Consider the following 17,906-nt stretch of genomic DNA (forward strand, 5'->3'; position numbering starts at 1 on the left):
CTCAGTCCCAGCTCAGTCCGCCGCGCCTCCACTCGTAGGCATAGGCCACCGAGACGTTGAAAATGAACAGCGCCATCGCGACGAGTCCGAACACGCCGAGCGCGTCGAAGTGAACCGCCCACGGGTAGAGGAACACGATCTCGATGTCGAAGATGATGAACAGCATCGCGGTGAGGTAATACTTCACCGGAAAGCGTTGTCCGGCAGCATTTCCCGGACCACCGGCCACGGCATGCGGGGTCGGTTCGATACCACATTCGTAGGCCTCGAGTTTGGCCCGGTTGTAGCGTTTCGGGCCGATGAGCGCCGTCAACGCGAGCGACATCAGCGCGAACGCCGCAGCGACCGCGCCGAGAACAAGAGTCGGCACCTCGGTATTCACAACTGCACTACCCCTCCTCGAGCCTGGACGTGGACGGCAGCTGCCGAGGCGGGGCTGACATCGTCGTCTGCCGGGCCAGTCTCGCCCCAGGCCCGCTCGCCGAGAGTGCGGGCGATGGGGAGGGACCTGACGGGGGCGCACTCATATCATCGCCCGCACTCGTGTGAGCTACGGCACAGCCTACAACTGTTCGTTCTGAATGCCAGGCGATTGGTAGCGGCTTTTGATCGAATTCAGTACTGCGATTTATGACCGAATCGGCGTAATCGCGATCTTCCGTCACATGACGGTTGCCGGGACCACCTTCGATGTCTCGGCGAGGATCCGGGCGAAATCGTGGACCCGCATGCTCTCGTGATCTCGCGCCCAGACCAGCGCGAGCCGGGAATCGGGCACGCCGTGGACCGGAACGAAGGTGACGTCCGGTCGGCGGTGGTACTCGGCGGTGGTGCAGCACAGCAGCAGACACCCGCGCCCGGCGGCCACCGCGGCGATCGCCTCCTGCATGGTCCGCACGGGCGGCCCCGCCGGAATGGCGCGCCCGTCGGGCGTCTGCCGCGGAATCTGCGCGTGGCGCCAGTAATCCGGTGCGGTGCAGGCGATTGCGATCAGCGGGCACTCGGCGAGCTCGGTGGCGGCGATGGCGTCACGGCGGGTGAAGCGGTGACCGGAGGGCACCGCCAGCACCTGCGGGCGCGGCGGCAGCAGCTGACCGACCACCAGATCGTCCTCGTGCACCGGCAACAGCACCAGGGCCGCATCGGTCTCCTGCCGGCGCACCGGGCCGAACGGGTCGGCATAGGGGATCTCGACCAGCTCGACGGTCACGTCGGGGTGCTCATCGTGAAAGGTGGTGACGGCGTTGAGGATCCCTTCATCGGCACTGCCCTGGAACCCGATGCGCAGCACCCCGCGCCGACCGCGGGCGGTGGCGCAGGCGGTGTCCACCGCCGCGCGCAGCTGTTGATAGGCCGCCTTCAGCTCCGGGTAGAGCTCCTGACCGAGCGGTGTCAGTCGCACCTTGCGACTGGTGCGCTCGACCAACCGGGCGCCGATGCGATGCTCGAGGGTGCGCAGCAGTTGCGAGATCCGGCTCTGCGAGACATACAGCCGGGCGCCCGCGCGGCCGAAATGCAACTCTTCGGCAACGGCGAGGAACGCCTCCAGTTCGCGCAGCTCCATCGCGCCCACGATCCCTTCCTCGGTCGATAAGTCCCACTCATAGAAGGATGAACACTTCGCCGTTGTTCCCGCGGGTGGCCACCGGTTGGCTGAAGGCATGACGAAAGTTGACGCAATCGCCGTCGAAACCCCTGTGCGGCCGGGGCTTTCGGGCGGTGGGTGGCCCGCGGTGGCGGTGGTGGCCCTGGGCACGTTCACGGTAGTGACCTCGGAGATGCTGCCGGTGGGCCTGCTCACGCCGATCGGGTCGGCGCTGCGGGTGTCCGAGGGTCTGGCCGGACTCGCGCTGACCATCACCGGACTGGTGGCGATGACCGCGCCGCTGCTGATGTCGGTGCTGGGCCGCCTGGACCGCCGGATGTTGCTGTGCGGGCTGCTGACCGTGCTCGCGGTCGGCAATGTGCTCTCGGCCGTGGCGCCCGCGTTCGCCGTGCTGGTGGTCGGTCGCGTACTGATCGGTCTCGGTATGGGTGGTGTCTGGGCGATTTCGGGGAGTCTCGGGGTGCGGCTGGTTGCGCCGCACGCGGTCGGCAAGGCGACCGCGGTGATCTTCAGCGGTGTCGCGGTCGCGTCGGTGCTGGGTGTTCCGGCGGGGACCTACCTGGGCTCGGCCCTGGGATGGCGGGCCGCCTTCGGTGCGGCGGCCGGTCTCGCGGTCCTGGTCGCCATTCTGCTCGCGGTCTTGCTTCCGCCGCTGCCCGCCGAGCGGGCGGTGTCGATCCGGGAACTGCCCGCGCTGCTGAGCAAACCCGCCCTGCGCACCGGCATGATCGTGGTGGCATTGCTGGTCAGTGGGCATTTCGCCGCATACACCTACATTCGGCCGTTCCTCGAACAGGTTTCCGGGGCCGGGGCCGCCACCGTCGGCACCTTCCTGCTCTGCTACGGAGTTGCCGGTGTGGCAGGCACTTTCGGATTCGGCGGCGTCGCCGCCCGCGCGCCCCGACGCGCGGTGGTGCTCATCGGCATCGGGCTCGCAGCCTCCGTGGCGCTGCTCGCGGGTCTCGGCGGGGCGCTGGTTGCGGCCGTGATACTGCTGCTGACCTGGGGTGTGTCCTATGGCGGCGTCTCGGTGAGCACGCAGAACTGGACGCTGGCCGCGGCGCCGGACGACCGGGAGGCCGCCTCTGCGATCCTGGTCGGGGTGTTCAACGGTGCGATCGCGCTGGGTGCGCTCGTCGGCGGCCGCGCCGTGGACGCGGTGGGGGTGCGGGCACCGCTCTGGCTGGGTGTCGTCCTGGCGGTGGCGGCGACGATCGTGGCAGCCGTCGGCCGCGCCCCGGCCGCCGCCGGACCGAAAGGCTAAGCGGCGCTGCGGCTGCGCAGCGCGGTGGTGACCGCCTCGGTCAGCTCGAACGGATCGATGGGATGCGAGACCGACGCCTCGGCGCGCGACCAGTTCGCCAGCCAGGCGTCGTCCGCGCGTCCGGTGAGCACGACGATCGGCGGGGGAGCGGCTACCTCGTCCTTCACCTGTTTGGCCAACCCCAGGCCGCCGGTGGGCGCGGCCTCGCCGTCGAGGATGGCCAGGTCGATACCGCCCGCGTCGAGCTGTTCGACGACGACCGGGGCGGTGGCCACCTCGAGATATTCGAACGGCGGCAGCTCCGGGTGCGGGTGTTTGCCCAGGGCCAGCATCACCTGGCGGCGGGTGTCGGAATCGCTGCTGTACACGAGAACCCGCACCACGGCGGGACGGTTCGCATCGGCCACGTTGCGCATGCTACGTCCGCGACGGCCGCCGCCGTGGCAGGTTCGCATACTCCGCTGTCCGCGTCGGCGGGTGACTTCACCGCCGCTTTGATCGTCCCCGCAGGAATCATTGCTGGTCACAATGGCAAAAACGCGAGATCCTGGTAACCATCGACGGGCTACGACGGGTAGGCGGCACAATGCGAATCTCGGAGATTTTGCGCAAGAAAGGGTCCGACGTGGTCACGATCGGGCCGGAGGCGAGCGTGCGTGAGCTGTTGGCGGTGCTGGCCGAGCACAATGTCGGCGCGGTGGTGGTCTCGGCCGACGGTGTCGGCATCGACGGCATCGTGTCCGAACGCGACATCGTGCGGCGGCTGCACAAGTTCGGGGCGGATCTGCTGGAGCGGCCGGTCTCGGACATCATGACCGCGGTGGTGCACACCTGCACACCCGATGCTCGGGTGGCGAGCCTGCGTGCCACGATGACCGAACACCGCATCCGCCATCTGCCGGTGGTGTCCGACGGCCGGATGGTGGGCATCGTCAGCATCGGTGACGTGGTCAAGAGCGCGATATCGGAACTGCAGACCGAACGCGAACACCTGGTGCAGTACTTGCACGGATGAGCCGGGTCGGACCGGTCATCTGACGACTCCTGCCGCACGGTCGCGCACGGCGCCGGGATGTGGCAAGGTTGGAGTCGCTGATACGTACTCCCGCAAAGGGTTTCGTAGATCGTTTTTCCGAGAGCGAGCATTCGGGCGATCGACGGTGCGGGCAGTTCGTAGGGACACAGGGGTGACACGGTTCGAGACATTGACCGAACAGTTCCTGGCGGCCTTGCAGGCCGGCGGGGGAGGTGTCGCGGGCGCGTGCCGGGCATGCGTGCGGGTACTGCCGGTGCATCGGGCCGCGATCGTCATCGATGAGTACGAGGCCGGGGTGCAGCCGTGGTGCACCAGCGACGAGGTCGCGGCGGGCGTGGAGGCCGTGCAGGCCACCGTCGGGGAGGGGCCCGCAGTGGATGCGGTCGCCACCGGGTTACCGGTGCCGGTGCCCGATCTGACGCACAACCGCGAGCGGTGGCCGGGCTTCACCGAAGCGCTGGCCGCGGCAAGGATCTCCGGCTCGATGATCGCAATGCCGTTGCAACTGGGCGCGATCCGGTACGGGGCGTTGGACCTGTACCGCGAGCGGCCCGGGCCGCTGGACCCCGCCACCACCTCGGCCGCTCTGCACATCGCCGACCTGATCACCGCACAGCTGGTCCTGGCCCGCTCCGGCAACCCCGGCCCGGCCCAGACGGTCCCGGCCGACCTCTGGCTGGAACAGCCGCTGTCCAGCCGCGCCATCCACCAGGCCGCCGGGATGGTCGTCGCCCAGCTGAACATCCCCGTCCCCGACGCCTACGCCGCCCTGCGCGCCTACGCCTTCGGCCACGGCACCTCCCTCGCCGAAACCGCCGAATCCGTAGTCACCCGCCGCATCCGCTTCGACACCGACTGAGGTCACGCGAGGATCTGGTCGGTGTCCGCGGTGCCGTCGACCACGGCGGCGGCCAGTTCGGCGAGGTGGCGGCCGGTCTTCTGGGCGTGCATGCGGAGGCGGCGGAAGGCCTCGGCCATGTCGAGGCCGCCGCGTTCGGCCAGGACGCCCTTGGCTTGTTCGATGACGATGCGGGCGTGCAGGGCGACCGGGAGGCGCGCGGGGAGGGCTTCCAGATGCGGGAGCATGATCTGCTGAATGATGCCGATACCGGCCAGGTCGGCGAGCAGTTGGCCCGCGCGCAGATCGGCGCCGTCGAGGGCGTCCGGGGCGGCGGCCAGGATGGTGAGGGCACCGATGCTGCGGTCGCGGCAGCGCAATGGCAGCGCCATGGCCGAGCGGTAGCCGAAATCCAGTGCGCGTTGGCAGAATTCGGGCCAGCGGTGGTTGGTGGCGCGCAGATCCGGGACGGTCGTCGGTAGGCCGGTGCGGTAGGTGTGGCGGCCGGGGCCGTCCAGGGCCTCGACCTGTAACAGTTCCAACAGGTCGGGTTCTTCGCTGGTGGAGGCCAACAGCTGCAGATCGCGCCGATGGTCGGCGAGGAACAGCCCGGCGTCGGCCCCGCCGGTCACTCCGGGGCAGGCGTCGACCAGTTGCTGGGACAGCTCGACGACATCCACATCGCGGGTGAGCAATTCGACGGCGGCGGCCAGCGCCGCCAGCAGCGGATGCTCGTCGTCGGGCGCAGGCCCCATAGCGCCTCCCGGGCTGGACTCGAAAGGGAGTCACGCGAACGCGAGGCCCACCGGCCACGTCGCCGGGCGCGGTGCTGCGGGACCTCGATATTCCATAGTGGCACCCCGCCCGCCGCTCTGTCGACCACCGTTGACACCGCAACTGTTCTGAAACTTCCTCGGAACCGGGGTGTTTCATGAACCGGAGCGCCGGTCATACCATCGATTGGTTCGGCTGATTGCGGTACCCGATCGACGCGGCGGACCTCGAGCCCGCCCGGACGGGGGTGAATTCGACGGATGGCTGACAGCGAGCAGTTGGTGTCGGCGGTGGCGCGACTGGTCCTTCTCCCCGACGCGTACGGCACGGCCGGAGTGCTGCTACAGCTGATGGGCACCGCCACCGAGGTGCTGGAGCTGACCGGGGCCGCGGTGACGCTGGTCGAGGACGGACAGTGCGAGGTGGCGGGCGCAACCCCCGACGTACTACGGGAAGTCGAAGCGGCACAGCGGGACTGCGCCCGCGGCCCGGGCATGGAGGCGCTGCGGAGCGGGGAATCGGTCGCCGTGGCCGACGTGCGCCGGCACTGGAACGAGTGGCCCGAATACACCGACGCCGCGGTGCGCCACGGCGTCTCGGCGGTGGCCGAGATTCCGATGCAACTGGGCCAGACACAGGTGGGTGCCCTGGGATTGTTCGCCCCCGCCCCGCGGGAATGGACCGCCGTGGAGTTGTCCGTCGGCGCGCTGCTGGCCGGTATGGCCGCGGGCCATCTGCTCACCGCCGACAAGTTGCGCCGCCAACAGCGCCTGACCGATCAGCTGCAACACGCGCTGACCTCGCGAATCGTGGTCGAACAGGCCAAAGGTGTGATCGCCGGGGCGCGGCGGATCACCCCCGAGGCGGCCTTCGAACTGATTCGCGGACATGCCCGCCGCCGGCGAGTCAACGTGCACGAGGTGGCCCGCGCGATCGTGGAACTGGGCCTGCGCCTGTGAGTCCGGGTCGTTTGTGAAGATGCACGAACAACGGCTGCGGCAGTGGGCAGCCCGGTAAACTTGCATCGGATCCTGAAACCCTTGCCCCCGGACAGGATCTCGTACCGGCATACGTCCCTGAACTCGACAGCTGGTTCCCCGACGTCGTCTCATGCCTGGGGGCAATCGTGGCCGTACTCGTTCCCGTTCGTGCCGCCCGGCGCCGATGCACCACCACCGGGCCCGGCACCGGAATTGCCGATCCTGATGCGGAGTTGGTGCGCCGCGTCGGACGCGGTGACCGCGAGGCGTTCGCGCAGCTGTACCGCCGCACCCGCGGCCTGGTGTTCCGCCGCGTGCTGGCGGTCGTGCGCGATCCCGGATATGCGGAGGAGACCTGCCAGGACGTGTATCTGCAGGTATGGCGCAGCGCCGCCGGATTCGACGAACGCCGCGGCTCGGCGGCGACCTGGTTGCGTACCTTGGCGCATCGGCAGGCGGTGGACCGGGTGCGCCACGAGCGCGCCAGTTCCGAGCACAACCATGCCTGGGGCGTCAGAGACTACCGCCCGCCGGTGGATTCGGTGGTGGAGGAGACGCTGCGGCGCTACGACCTACGCTGCGTGCGCAGCGGCCTGACGCTGTTGACCCCGCTGCAGCGCGAATCGGTGGTGCTGGCCTACTATCGCGGGCTCACCTATCCCCAGGTGGCGGCCCACCTGGGCGTGCAGGTCTCGACGGTGAAGTCCCGCATTCGCTCGGCCCTGGCCCGCCTGGAAACCGCCCTTGCCGAACTGGATTCGAACTGATCTATACCGGATTTTCATCAGCTTGTAACACCGAAAACTGCTCCCGGCCGGAATATTCTGGCGCACAATTTCGTCGGGCGATCGTTCGATTCCACTGGCTTGCGGTCGATGGCACCGCTGATCGGGTGGGGTCCGGGATGTGCTCGGGTTCCCCGGACCTCACCGCCCGTTATCAGCCGTCATGCCGATGCGGACGACCGCCGACCACGGAGTGCGCAACCGGGCCCGGCGGGTCCGGTTGCGTAGCAGAGGCGACCGGCCCCAAAGTCCGGAACCGAACGGAATTTCCGGGCAGTGGGCAAAATGTATTGCACATCTACCGGATTCCCACCCAATTCTTCGAAAAATGTCGGGCCCCGGCTGTACCGGAATCCTGGGGTGGGGTGGTGCCGGTGTCCGCTGTGAGATTCCTCCACCCGCATCCGCGTCCGGCTCGGTCGGATGGGAATATTCGATCATGCGCTCGCCGACCATGACCGCCGTCGTCGTCCTTGCCGTGTCGCTCGCCGCCTCCGCGTGCGGGAGCTCCGGCGGGACGCACGAGGCGGCGGCAACCTCGACGCCGGTGCCGCACAGTACGGTTGCCGCCCCGAAGAGTTCACCGACGACCGCGGCACCGTCGCCGTCCGACGCACCGGGTTCCACCACCGCCGAGCCCACGAGTTCGGTTGCGGCCGCGACCACTTCGGTTCAGATGGCCTCGCGCAAGTGCGCCACGCAGCAGTGGCCGCAAGCCCTGCCGGATCTGCGCGGCCAGCGACTGGCTCAGGTGGTGGTGGGCTCGGCCCTGTGCTTCGACATCGTGGCCGTGACCGCCACCGACGGCCACGATGTCATGCACGACCCGAAGAGCTTCCTGATCCCGTGGAAGGTGACCGACCAGTCGCCCGAACCCGGCACCTCGGTCACGGCGAGCACGCCGGTCTCCCTGACGGTGGCGCCGGGATAGGGCGGCTCCGGCGTCTCACTTGTTGACGCGACCGGCCAGTTCCTCCGGGTACCGCTCACCGGCAATCGCGTCGGCGGGGGCGGCGGCCTCGATGCGGGCCAGATCCTCTGAGGTCAGGGTGATCTCGGCGGCGGCCACGTTCTGCTCGAGGTAGGTGCGGCGCTTGGTGCCCGGGATCGGTACCACGTCCTCGCCGCGGCTGTGCACCCACGCCAGCGCCAATTGCCCTGCGGTGACGCCCTTTTCCTCGGCCAGCTTGCGCAGTTCGTCGACGATAGCCAGGTTGCGGTCGAAGTTGCCGTCGGCGAAGCGCGGCAGGCGCCGGCGCATATCATCGGCGGGCAGGTCGGCGGTGGAGGTGATCGCGCCGGTCAGGAAGCCCCGGCCGAGCGGCGAGAACGGCACGATCCCGATGCCCAATTCGCGGCAGGTGGGGGCCACCTCGGCCTCGATATCGCGGGTCCACAGCGACCATTCGCTCTGCAGCGCGGTCACCGGGTGCACCGCGTGGGCCCGGCGGATGGTCGCGGCGGCCGCCTCGGAGATGCCGAGGTAGCGCACCTTACCCGCGGTAACCAGCTCCGACAGCGCACCCCAGGTCTCCTCGATGGGGACCTCGGGATCCACCCGGTGCTGGTAGTAGAGGTCGATGTGGTCCACACCGAGCCGGGCCAGCGACTCGTCGCAGCACTGTTTCACGTAGGCGGCGTCGCCGCGGGTGCCCATCGTGCCGTTCTCGCCCCACACGATGCCGAACTTGGTGGCCAGCACCACCTCGTCGCGACGATCGCGAATGGCGCGGCCGACCAGTTCCTCGTTGGCGCCCGCACCGTAGACGTTGGCTGTGTCCAGCAGGGTGACGCCCAGATCCAACGCCCGGCGGATGGTGGCGATCGGCTCCTCGTCGTTGTCGCGCACGCCGTAGGCATCGCTCATGCCCATACAGCCCAGTCCCTGTGCGCCGACGGTCAGCTCGCCGAGTTTTCTGGTCGCGATCATGGAAAGGGTCCTCCTTGGTGGCGCTGATAGTGAGTGGTGAGCCGTGCTCACGAATCAGACGCTACGACCTGGAGCGCACTCCAAGTCAAATCACCGGGGGGACCGGGCGCTCGGCCGGGGTCTGCATGATCTGCTGCCACCACGACGACAGGGGGCTGGGGTCGGGCCAGACGACGGCATCGTCGGCGAGTTCGTCATCCTCGCGCGGCGGTACCGGGACGGCTTGCGAGTGGACAGTCATCATCACGAATCTCCTCCGGAACAGTGCCGAGCCCGAAAGCCGCACTGGGACCAGCGATTCGGTACTCGAGCCTCCGACTCACGACGCTGTGAGCAACCCAGATGTGTTCAGCGGTAGTAGATTCCGTATATCAGACTCGGCGGCTCGGCTCAAGGGGCACCCTAACACGCAGCGGCACTTCCCATGACGGTTCTGGAATATGACGCGCGTCTAGTGGATCATGCTGCGGCGGTTCCACATTCGTTGACTGCCTCGGATGCGCTGAGGCATCGATATCGTTGTCGTTCAGTCGCCGGACACCGAAACCGCTGTCAGTGTGTTGGCCCACTGCCTCAAGACCGAAACGAAAGTGGGTATGAGCGGTGAGGCGTTGGAGCGCCGCCACGCCAGCACGCTCCGGCAGGGAGGGCTGTCGGTGATCGTCCGATACGTGACACCCTCGATGCGGTTCCGGTCGGCCAGGGTGGCCGGGACCAGGGAGATCGCTTCGCCCCACCGCACCGCATAGAGCAGTTCTCCCATCGATCGCACTTCTGGTCCGTCTTTTCCGACATGCCAAAAGTTCTGCCAGTACGGGTCGGCGCACGCATAGACTCGGACACCGATCTTCTGCGACAGGTCGGCCATGGTGACTTGCGGGGCGGTCGCGAGTGGGTCGTCGGCAGGCACGACAACGTAGCACTGGTCCTCGAACACGATGGTGGCGTCCAGTCCAGCCATGCTGAATGGCGCCCAGCAGAGGGCCACGTCGACTCGATCGTGCAACAAACCCGCTGTGGGATCGGTAAAGTCACCTGGAACCAGTCGCACCTCGGTACCCGGGTGGTCCCGGCTGAACGTTTCGAGGGCCAGACCCATGAGCTCTGCCGTACATGGGCCCAGAGTGCCGACGCGGAACTGCCTCTCGGTCGCGGTTCCGTTGTTGCGGTCGACGTCCGGGATGATCATCTTCCGAGCCATCGTGGCCGCGCCCCGATGGTTTGCACTGGAACGCCGTGGATCTGCCAACCGCCATACACGCTGCCACTCCTGCAGATCGACCAGCTCAGGCGCTACTGGTGCGCCGGATCTCTTGGTCAATTGGATCAGCGTCATCAGGACGGGTAGCAGCGTGTCGAATCGCGCGGGCACGCTATATCCCCTCCGCCAATCGCTGATCCGCTGCACCGTCGCGCGGTACCGGGGCCTGTGTCCGCGTGCGGCCTTCATCCGGTCTTCAGCGGCCCGTGAAACCACGGTCATGGTCGGATTTCCCGCCACCTCGAACAGTGCCGTGAGCCTCTGCGCGAAAACCGACCTAGGGGTTGTGACTTCCGGATAGATATTCGAGAACTCCGCCCGAGGCTCCATAGCCACCATGATGGCGCGAAAACTCCATGCATCCAAGGGAGTAGGGGTTGACCCGACCGGCTACAGGGGTGCCTGCCGGAGAAGGGGAACCACCTCCTGGAGGTAACCGGCCACTTACTCGTCGAGCAGGTCGACCAGCCGGGTGAGGGCGCGGGAGAGGGCGCGCCGCTCGTCCGGGTCGATGTGATCCAGGGCGGCGGCGAAGCGTTGGATGCGCTCGGAGGTGAGACCGTTGACCAGGTCGCGGGCGGATTCGCTGGCGACCAGCAATTGCGCGCGCCCGTCGACCGGGTCGGCGGTGCGTTCGAGATAGCCGCTCTTCTCCAACCCGGTGACGATGCGCGACATGGTGGGCGCGGTGACCCGCTCGACGGCGGCCAGGTCGCCCAGTCGCATGGGACCGGAGCGGACCACGGTGGCCAGGGCCGACGCCGAGCCGGGGCTGAGCGACCCGAGATCGCCGGAGCGGCGCAGCAACCGGATGATTCGGCCGAGCGCCAGGTACAGGTCGGCGGCCTCGGCGAGTTCGTCGGCGCTGCGCGTGCGCTCCTGCGGGATCATGTGGTGGTGGCTCCTACGCGAGTCGAATCGGTTTCAGCCAGTATGCCTTCACGGTCGGCCTCGGCCAGTTCCTCGGCCTCGTCGACCACGTATTTTCCGCCCGCGTACCAGGAGGCGACGGCACCGATCAGCATCATGGCCGCCGCGGCGAGGAACACCACCACCAGACCGGAGTGGAACGGCCCGGAGATCAGGTGCGGGAAGAACTCCTGCCCGGTGAGCACGTCGGCGTGCACGCCCGGCTCGTCGAGGGTGCCGCGGGGTCCGAGCAACTCCTGGAACGGGTTGTAGCCGAGGAAGGTGGCGAACAGGCTGCCCACCGGCGGCATATCGGCGATCTGCCCGGCCACCTCGGCCGACACCCCCTGTTCGCGCAGTCCGGAGTTCATCGCGCCCGGCAGGGTGCCCGACAGCCCGACGATCATCAGCGAGAAGAACAGGCCGATCGACAGCGCCATCCCGCCGTTCATCAGGGTGGCGCGCATACCCGAGGCGACACCGCGCTGCGAGGCCGGCACCGCGGACATGATCTCGGCGGTGTTGGGCGAGGTGAAGATGCCGGTGCCCAGGCCGTTGAGCAGAATGATCAGCGCGAACAGCCAGTAGTTGAAATCGACGGGCAGCACGACCAGCAGGACGAAGGTGACCGCGGCCAGCGCCAGGCCACCGGTGGCGAACGGGCGGGGGCCGTAGCGGTCGCTCAACCATCCCGAAATGGGTCCGGCCACAAGGAATCCCACGGTCAGCGGCAGCATGTAGATACCGGCCCACAGCGGGGTCGATTCGAAGTCGTAGCCGTGCAGCGGCAGCCAGATGCCCTGCAGCCAGATGATCAGCATGAACTGCATGCCGCCCCGACCGACCGAGGCCATCAGACCGGCGAGGTTGCCCAGCCCGAACGCCCGATTGCGCAGCAGCGACATGTGGAACATCGGCTGGCGCACCTTGGTCTCGAGGTAGCAGAAGGCCGCCAGCAGCACGATGCCGCCGATGACGGCGGCCAGCACCCACGGATTGGTCCAGCCGGTCTTCGAATCCCCGTGCGGCTGAATGCCGTAGGTGATCCCGGTGAGCAGCGCGGTCAGGCCGAGGGCGAAGGTGATGGTGCCGGGCAGGTCGAGCGAACCGGGGCTGCGGGTGCCGAAGTCGCGCAGCGACCGGTAGGACCACACGGTGCCGAGGATGCCGAACGGCACGCTCACCCAGAAGACGGCCTTCCAGTCCCATTCGGCGAGCAGACCGCCGACGAGCAGGCCGAGGAACGAACCGGCCACGGCCGCAACCTGATTGATGCCCAGCGCCACACCGCGCTGATTGGCGGGGAAGGCGTCGGTGAGGATGGCCGCGGAGTTGGCCATGAGCATCGCGCCGCCGACACCCTGGACCACGCGCCAGACGATCAGCCACAGCGCGCCGCCGCCGTGTGAGAGCGGGTCCAGCGACAGCGCGATCGCCGACAGCGTGAAGACCACGAAGCCGAGGTTGTAGATGCGCACCCGCCCGTACATGTCACCGAGGCGGCCGAACAGCACCACCAGCACCGCGGAGGTGAGCAGGAATCCCATCAGCAGCCACAGCAGGTAGCTGACATTGCCGGGGGAGAGCGGGTTCAGGTCGATGCCGCGAAAGATCGCCGGCAGCGAGATGATCACGATCGAGGAGTTGATGGTGACCATCAACATGCCGAGCGTGGTGTTCGACAGGGCCACCCACTTGTAGCGGGGGTGGTCGCGGTCGACGCGCAGTCGGCGGCGAATCGTCTGGACATCGCCGACGTCGAGGTCGCCGGGGGAAGGTTCCGAAGGCAAGAGCGTCTCCCTGAGCAAAGCAAGCGGACAGGCCTCTACCCAATATAGTTGCCTGACGCTAACTAAAGGAATGGAGGTTTGCGTCACAGCTGCCGCACCTCCCGGAACCCCTATCGCCGGGCCCGTTGTGCGGACAGCTCCCGACCAATCGGACACCCCCACCTGGAAATTTCGGACATGCTGGACGCCATGCAGCGCGGGGAGGAGAGCGGTCCGGTCGCCTCGTCGGCGGACGGGCCTCAGCCGGATCGGGCCGATTCTCCCGCGGAGTACATCGCGGCGCTGCGCGCGTTGCGGACGTGGTCCGGGCTGACGTACCGGCAGCTGGCGGGGAAGGCCGAGGCGAGCGGAAATACGCTGCCGCCGAGCACGATTGCGACCACACTGGGGCGTGTCACGCTACCCCGGGAGCCGTTCGTCACCGTGTTCACCCGTGCCTGCGGACTCGACGACGACCAGGTGGCGCTGTGGCTTGCTGCCCGGCGGCGTATCGCCCTGGGCGGTGGATCGCAGAGCGCTACGCACGAGGCGGAAGAACCAACCCTCGAGACGCCGGAAGTTCGTCGAGAACGGCGCTCACCGCAGTGGTGCCACCCCGTCAGCCTGATCGCGGCCGTGGCCCTCGGCGTCGCCGGAACGTTGGGTGTGCAGGCCCTGCCGCCCCATGCCCACCGCCCGGCCGTCGCCGGCGCGGAACCGGTGGCGGGACTGCCGATTCTCGCCGTGGGCAGTTGGGCTCGAATTCGCCCCGCCCGCACCCCGGAGCTGTGCCTCACCGAAGGCCGGGACCGCACGCAGCGCTACCCGACCGCCATCGCGGTGCAGCGCCCCTGTACGCAGGCAGTGCTGCCACGCGTGTATCTCGAGCCCCTCGGCGAGCAGACAGTGCAGATCCAGTGGCATCACCCGGAATACGGCATCGGCTGTCTCACAGTCCTGCTCGACGGGCCCGGTCGAGACCTTCTCGAACCCCGCGATGACTGCGCCGACGACAATCCCACCCAGCGATTCCGGATCGATCCCGTCGGCCCACCGGCAGCGGCACACTTCCGCATCCGCCCGACCGCCACTGCCCAGTGCCTGGCACTGCGGGACCACGACACCGCCGACGGCACGGAGATCGTGCAAGGCCGCTGTTCGGGCGACCGGGACCAGGAATTCTTGATCAACCTGGTCCCGCCCCCATAGCTCTATCGGACCGATTCGGCCCTTTCGACGACGGCGTCGCGGTAATGGGCCAGGTCGTGCAGCGTCTTGCGGTCGGCCTCGGGCATGGTCGTGACCAGTTCTCGCCGTGCGGCCAGCGCGGCGGAGGGGAGGCGTGCGTGGGACGCGCACTCGCCATCGGCAATCGCTGTCGCAATTTCTCGCTGCCGGAACTCTTCTGTCGCTGTGGTGATTTCGGACTTCAGGGCTTGCCAGGCTTGCTCCGGTGTCTGATATCGGTAGCCCCGGGTCGCCATACATATCTGCCAGGTGGTGAGCGCGGCGCCGTAGCCGGGTGTGGTGCGGAGTTGGGTGGCCATTCGGTTGTAGAAATATTCGGGGATGTAGGTGAGGTGTGCCCAGCGCGTGATGTCGCCGGCGAGTTGGGTTCGGCTGTCGGCCTGACATCCTTGCTCCGGGATCGTGACCTGGCTGCCATCGGGGAGGTCGATCGTGCGTTCACTGTCGGGCGGTCCGAAAAGGGCGGTGCGGAATCGGTTTTGCTGCTCGGGCGACAGGGTGTCCACGTAGGCGTCCGCGGCCGGCGGCGGCTGATCGTCGCCGGAAATCGGGGCCTCGGCGAGGCCGTAGCCGTGGGATCTGCGGCCGGGAAGGTCGATGATAGCGTCGTCATCGGCCGGTGGCGGTGGTGGCGTCGGCCCGATCGGGTAATCGAATCCCTGTGCGGCAAGGCAGCGTTGGTTCAAGCGTTCGATGGCGGAATCCAGAATTCGCTGTGTGGTCGACCAGGTTCCGGAGAAGGTGACCAGATCGACCGCTGAGGAACCGAGGGTGCCCGAGAACGGTGGTGGCGGGGGCAACGGGTCCGGCGGCGGGGTGACACCGCACGCAGACAGCCCCGCGACCAAGAAAATGAGTGGTAAGAACCGCGCAAATTTCGAACGCGTCGATGGCATCAGTATCACCTCCGATAGCCGGGTAGCCGGCGGGAAAACCGACCCGCCGACTACCCGGACCGCGAATCCGACTACGGATTGCACCACTTGTTGGAGCTGATGTTGTTCGCGAAGCCGTCGCTCACCCACCTGCTGATGTTGGGCACACCGTCGCCTCTGCCCAAACTGTGCCTGATGCCCGTGTACCTGTACCCGCTGTACATGTACACCGTGCATTGACGACCGCTGTTCTTGATCGACTGAATGCAGTTGTCCCAGGTTCCGGAACTACATGCCGACTGACGGAATGCCCTGAAGTCCGGGTTGTCGCCTGCCACCTTTCCGCGAGGTCCTTGGTAGTTGTTGTAGGGCCAGAAACAGAAATAGGTCGAGGGGCACGACGAGTCGGGTGCGCTTGCTCCTGCGTCTACGTCCTGGCCGGGGGTCACCTCCGCGCTGGGGGCCGGCTCCCCGGGGGCTGGTTCGGGGGCCGCCTGCGCGGCGGGGGCCAGTACCGCGAATAGCGATAACACTCCGGCTGCCACAGCGATTCTCATCTTCATTTCTCTCTCCTTCGTCGGCCGGTTTTCCTGCCCAGCGTGTTTTCGAGATTCGTGCAAGCCTGTGGATCAGGGCAATGCCCGGTGACGTTCGGATGTGTTCGGAACAATTCGGGAACGTTCGCGAACACCCTCGATCGCTGGTCACGAAGTCTCAGTCCCTGTGCCGGCCTTCGGCCTGCCCCGATCGGGAATGCGGAGCGCGAGGCGCATGTTGTCTGCGGCATGCGCTTCGCGATCTCGATTCCGCAGTTCTATGCCGACGGCGAGTTCGACCCGGAGGGGTTCCGCGCCCATGTGCGCCGCATCGAGGAGCTGGGCTTCGATAGCGGCTGGACGCAGGAGCAGGTGCTGGCCGTGAAGGAGTTCTCACATCTGGGTGCGATCGAGACGATGACCTATGCCGCCGCGGTGACCGAGCGATTGCGGCTGGGCTGTTCGGTGTTCGTGACGCCGCTGCACAATCCGGTGCACCTGGCGCACTCGCTGGCCTCCCTCGACCAGCTCTCCCGCGGGCGCCTGGAGGTGGGTGTCGGCAGCGGGGGCCGCGATCGCCCGTTCGCCGCCTTCGGCGTGGATCCCGAGGGCCTGATCTCGCGGTTCACCGAGGGGCTGGAGATCATGCGGGCGCTGTGGTCGCAGCCGAGCGTGACGTTCGAGGGCCGCTTCTGGCAGCTGAAGGACGCCAAGTTGAAGCCCGGCGCATTCCAGAAGCCCGGCCCCCCGATCTGGTTCGGCGGGGCCCACCCCAAGGCCCTGCGCCGCGCGGCCCGCCTGGCCGACGGCTTCTTCGGCGCCGGTGCGAGCACCACCGCCGCCTTCGCCGACCAGGTCCGCACCCTGCGCACCGAACTGGCATCCGCTCACCGCGACCCCACCACATTCGCCATCGCCAAACGCGTCTACATCGCCATCGACGACGGAAACCCCGACCGCGCCCGCGAACGCATATCCACCGCCCTCGAAAATCTCTACGGCACCCCAACTTTGGCCTCCGTCGCCGTCGCAGGCACCACCACCGACTGCATCCGCGGCATCCAGGACGTCGCCGACGCGGGTGCGGAATTGATCCTGTTCACCCCGCTCCACGACGAGGCCGACCACATGGAACACATTGCCGCCGAGGTCATTCCGCAGCTGCGGTAAGGTCGCGCCGCTGCGACACCGGGGACTCGGGTTACGTTTGTCCGCTTTGTGCGCAAAATGGTTCTCTCGCATCCGGTTCGGATAGGGTTCATCCCCGATCTTGGTGCGAGGAGACGGGAGTACGGAGTGACGCACGTGGGGGAGTCCCAGCAGGGTTCGCCGACCTCGGCCGCCATCGGGGCCGCGGCGGCACAGGCCGGTCTCGGCCGACACCAGGCGTGCTATCCGGGGGCCGTTCCGCGGTGGGGGACTACGCAAAACTTCTTCCTCGTCCTCTGGTTCGCATTGGCCTGCTGGGGGTTCGCGGCTGGCAACCTCGACTACGCGGCATTTCCCGCTCTGTTCTTCGTCTTCATGGTCGGCGGTTTCGTTCGAGCGCGCATCATGGCCGTACGGCGTCGTGATATGCGGCTGGACTTGTACGAGGCCGGGTTGACCGTCACGCTGCAGGGGCAGGTGCGCGTGGTCCGTTTCGACTCGACTGAGGTACTCCAGAACCTGATTCGCCACTACCGCAACGGTATCGCCACCGGCACCTCATACGAGTACACGGTTACCGACCTGAGCGGGCAGCCGATGAAACTGACCCACAAGCTGTTCGTGAACGCTCCGGCATGGGGTGAGGCCATCCAGACGGCGGTCACCCGAGCCCAGCTCCCGCGTGCGCATGCCGCTCTCACGGCGGGCTCCCGTCTCCAATTCGGCGACATCTGGATGACCGCGCACGAAATCGGATCAGGCAACGATGCGGTCCCCTGGCGGGATGTGAGCAAGGCGGATGCCGCTCGGGGAAGGTTTGGGGTCGAGGTCGCCGGCCGGTTTCTTCCGGTGATAGCGAGAAAGGTCAGCGACATCCCCAACTACTTCGTCTTCATCTCCTTGGCCGACCACCTTCGGGCATCGCACCGGCCGCCTCAGCACTGAC

20 protein-coding genes and 1 pseudogene are annotated in these 17,906 nt (G+C 67.5%); 10 read left to right on the forward strand and 11 right to left on the reverse strand.

Annotation, left to right across the window (positions count from 1 at the left end; all coding sequences use genetic code 11):
• Position 1: 1 nt before the first annotated feature.
• Together IU452_RS06435 and IU452_RS06440 are read right to left on the reverse strand one after the other, a co-directional pair.
• Entirely contained in the window at positions 2-382 is a 381-nt protein-coding gene (locus IU452_RS06435) for an NADH-quinone oxidoreductase subunit A (protein ID WP_195107953.1), read from the reverse strand.
• A gap of 279 nt (positions 383-661) precedes the next feature.
• A complete protein-coding gene (locus IU452_RS06440; RefSeq protein ID WP_228816933.1) occupies positions 662-1,564 on the reverse strand; it encodes a LysR family transcriptional regulator in 903 nt (300 codons plus the stop codon).
• A 97-nt stretch (positions 1,565-1,661) separates the two neighbouring features.
• Here IU452_RS06440 and IU452_RS06445 point away from each other — a divergent pair, with 97 nt between their 5' ends.
• A complete protein-coding gene (locus IU452_RS06445) occupies positions 1,662-2,870 on the forward strand; it encodes an MFS transporter (protein WP_195107955.1) in 1,209 nt (402 codons plus the stop codon).
• On the opposite strand, the gene IU452_RS06450 is transcribed toward IU452_RS06445, so the two are convergent.
• Positions 2,867-3,286, reverse strand: coding sequence for a response regulator transcription factor (locus IU452_RS06450; RefSeq protein WP_195107956.1), 420 nt, complete (start codon positions 3,284-3,286; stop codon positions 2,867-2,869). The genes IU452_RS06445 and IU452_RS06450 overlap by 4 nt on opposite strands.
• A gap of 170 nt (positions 3,287-3,456) precedes the next feature.
• Here IU452_RS06450 and IU452_RS06455 point away from each other — a divergent pair, with 170 nt between their 5' ends.
• Positions 3,457-3,885 (forward strand): CBS domain-containing protein, encoded by a 429-nt coding sequence (locus IU452_RS06455; RefSeq protein WP_195107957.1) that lies wholly within the window; start codon positions 3,457-3,459, stop codon positions 3,883-3,885.
• A 172-nt stretch (positions 3,886-4,057) separates the two neighbouring features.
• Positions 4,058-4,765: a GAF and ANTAR domain-containing protein gene (locus IU452_RS39140; RefSeq protein WP_195107958.1), complete on the forward strand. Its 708-nt coding sequence runs from the start codon at positions 4,058-4,060 to the stop codon at positions 4,763-4,765.
• Positions 4,766-4,767: 2 nt separating this feature from the next.
• On the opposite strand, the gene IU452_RS06465 is transcribed toward IU452_RS39140, so the two are convergent.
• Positions 4,768-5,499 (reverse strand): GAF and ANTAR domain-containing protein, encoded by a 732-nt coding sequence (locus IU452_RS06465; protein ID WP_195107959.1) that lies wholly within the window; start codon positions 5,497-5,499, stop codon positions 4,768-4,770.
• Between the two features lie 279 nt (positions 5,500-5,778).
• Between IU452_RS06465 and IU452_RS06470 the strand changes: the two genes are divergently transcribed.
• The 3 genes from IU452_RS06470 to IU452_RS06480 all read left to right on the forward strand — a co-directional run bounded on the left by IU452_RS06470 (position 5,779) and on the right by IU452_RS06480 (position 8,214).
• Positions 5,779-6,477 (forward strand): GAF and ANTAR domain-containing protein, encoded by a 699-nt coding sequence (locus IU452_RS06470; protein ID WP_195107960.1) that lies wholly within the window; start codon positions 5,779-5,781, stop codon positions 6,475-6,477.
• Positions 6,478-6,644: 167 nt separating this feature from the next.
• Complete coding sequence (locus tag IU452_RS06475; protein ID WP_324192468.1) at positions 6,645-7,265, forward strand: sigma-70 family RNA polymerase sigma factor; 621 nt, start codon at positions 6,645-6,647, stop codon at positions 7,263-7,265.
• Between the two features lie 457 nt (positions 7,266-7,722).
• Entirely contained in the window at positions 7,723-8,214 is a 492-nt protein-coding gene (locus IU452_RS06480; protein ID WP_195107961.1) for a hypothetical protein, read from the forward strand.
• Between the two features lie 15 nt (positions 8,215-8,229).
• Here IU452_RS06480 and IU452_RS06485 read toward each other — a convergent pair whose 3' ends face one another.
• The 5 genes from IU452_RS06485 to IU452_RS06505 form a co-directional block, all read right to left on the reverse strand.
• Positions 8,230-9,213, reverse strand: a complete 984-nt coding sequence (locus tag IU452_RS06485) for an aldo/keto reductase (protein ID WP_195107962.1) — start codon at positions 9,211-9,213, stop codon at positions 8,230-8,232.
• 85 nt (positions 9,214-9,298) lie between these two features.
• Positions 9,299-9,457: a hypothetical protein gene (locus tag IU452_RS06490; protein WP_195107963.1), complete on the reverse strand. Its 159-nt coding sequence runs from the start codon at positions 9,455-9,457 to the stop codon at positions 9,299-9,301.
• A gap of 282 nt (positions 9,458-9,739) precedes the next feature.
• Positions 9,740-10,840, reverse strand: a complete 1,101-nt coding sequence (locus tag IU452_RS06495) for a LysR family substrate-binding domain-containing protein (RefSeq protein ID WP_195107964.1) — start codon at positions 10,838-10,840, stop codon at positions 9,740-9,742.
• Positions 10,841-10,918: 78 nt separating this feature from the next.
• Positions 10,919-11,365 (reverse strand): MarR family winged helix-turn-helix transcriptional regulator, encoded by a 447-nt coding sequence (locus IU452_RS06500; RefSeq protein ID WP_195107965.1) that lies wholly within the window; start codon positions 11,363-11,365, stop codon positions 10,919-10,921.
• Positions 11,362-13,173 carry an MFS transporter gene (locus IU452_RS06505; RefSeq protein WP_416382279.1) on the reverse strand — a complete coding sequence of 604 codons (1,812 nt, stop codon included), beginning with the start codon at positions 13,171-13,173 and terminating at the stop codon, positions 11,362-11,364. Before IU452_RS06505 ends, IU452_RS06500 begins: the two co-directional genes overlap by 4 nt.
• Before the next feature lie 177 nt (positions 13,174-13,350).
• Between IU452_RS06505 and IU452_RS06510 the strand changes: the two genes are divergently transcribed.
• Positions 13,351-14,361 (forward strand): helix-turn-helix domain-containing protein, encoded by a 1,011-nt coding sequence (locus IU452_RS06510; protein ID WP_195107966.1) that lies wholly within the window; start codon positions 13,351-13,353, stop codon positions 14,359-14,361.
• A 2-nt stretch (positions 14,362-14,363) separates the two neighbouring features.
• Here IU452_RS06510 and IU452_RS06515 read toward each other — a convergent pair whose 3' ends face one another.
• Entirely contained in the window at positions 14,364-15,248 is an 885-nt protein-coding gene (locus IU452_RS06515; RefSeq protein ID WP_195107967.1) for a hypothetical protein, read from the reverse strand.
• Positions 15,249-15,383: 135 nt separating this feature from the next.
• Between IU452_RS06515 and IU452_RS38830 the strand changes: the two genes are divergently transcribed.
• Entirely contained in the window at positions 15,384-15,515 is a 132-nt protein-coding gene (locus IU452_RS38830) for a hypothetical protein (RefSeq protein ID WP_267467469.1), read from the forward strand.
• A 14-nt stretch (positions 15,516-15,529) separates the two neighbouring features.
• Here the strand turns inward: IU452_RS38830 and IU452_RS39430 are convergent.
• Positions 15,530-15,838 (reverse strand): annotated as a pseudogene (locus IU452_RS39430) (peptidase inhibitor family I36 protein); the annotation flags it as partial.
• A gap of 222 nt (positions 15,839-16,060) precedes the next feature.
• Between IU452_RS39430 and IU452_RS06525 the strand changes: the two are divergent.
• Both IU452_RS06525 and IU452_RS06530 read left to right on the forward strand, forming a co-directional pair.
• Entirely contained in the window at positions 16,061-16,981 is a 921-nt protein-coding gene (locus IU452_RS06525) for an LLM class flavin-dependent oxidoreductase (RefSeq protein WP_195107969.1), read from the forward strand.
• Between the two features lie 126 nt (positions 16,982-17,107).
• Entirely contained in the window at positions 17,108-17,905 is a 798-nt protein-coding gene (locus IU452_RS06530) for a DUF6585 family protein (RefSeq protein ID WP_195107970.1), read from the forward strand.
• Position 17,906: the final 1 nt, after the last annotated feature.

The sequence above is a fragment of the Nocardia transvalensis genome (assembly GCF_015477765.1).
Classification (GTDB): domain Bacteria; phylum Actinomycetota; class Actinomycetes; order Mycobacteriales; family Mycobacteriaceae; genus Nocardia; species Nocardia transvalensis_A.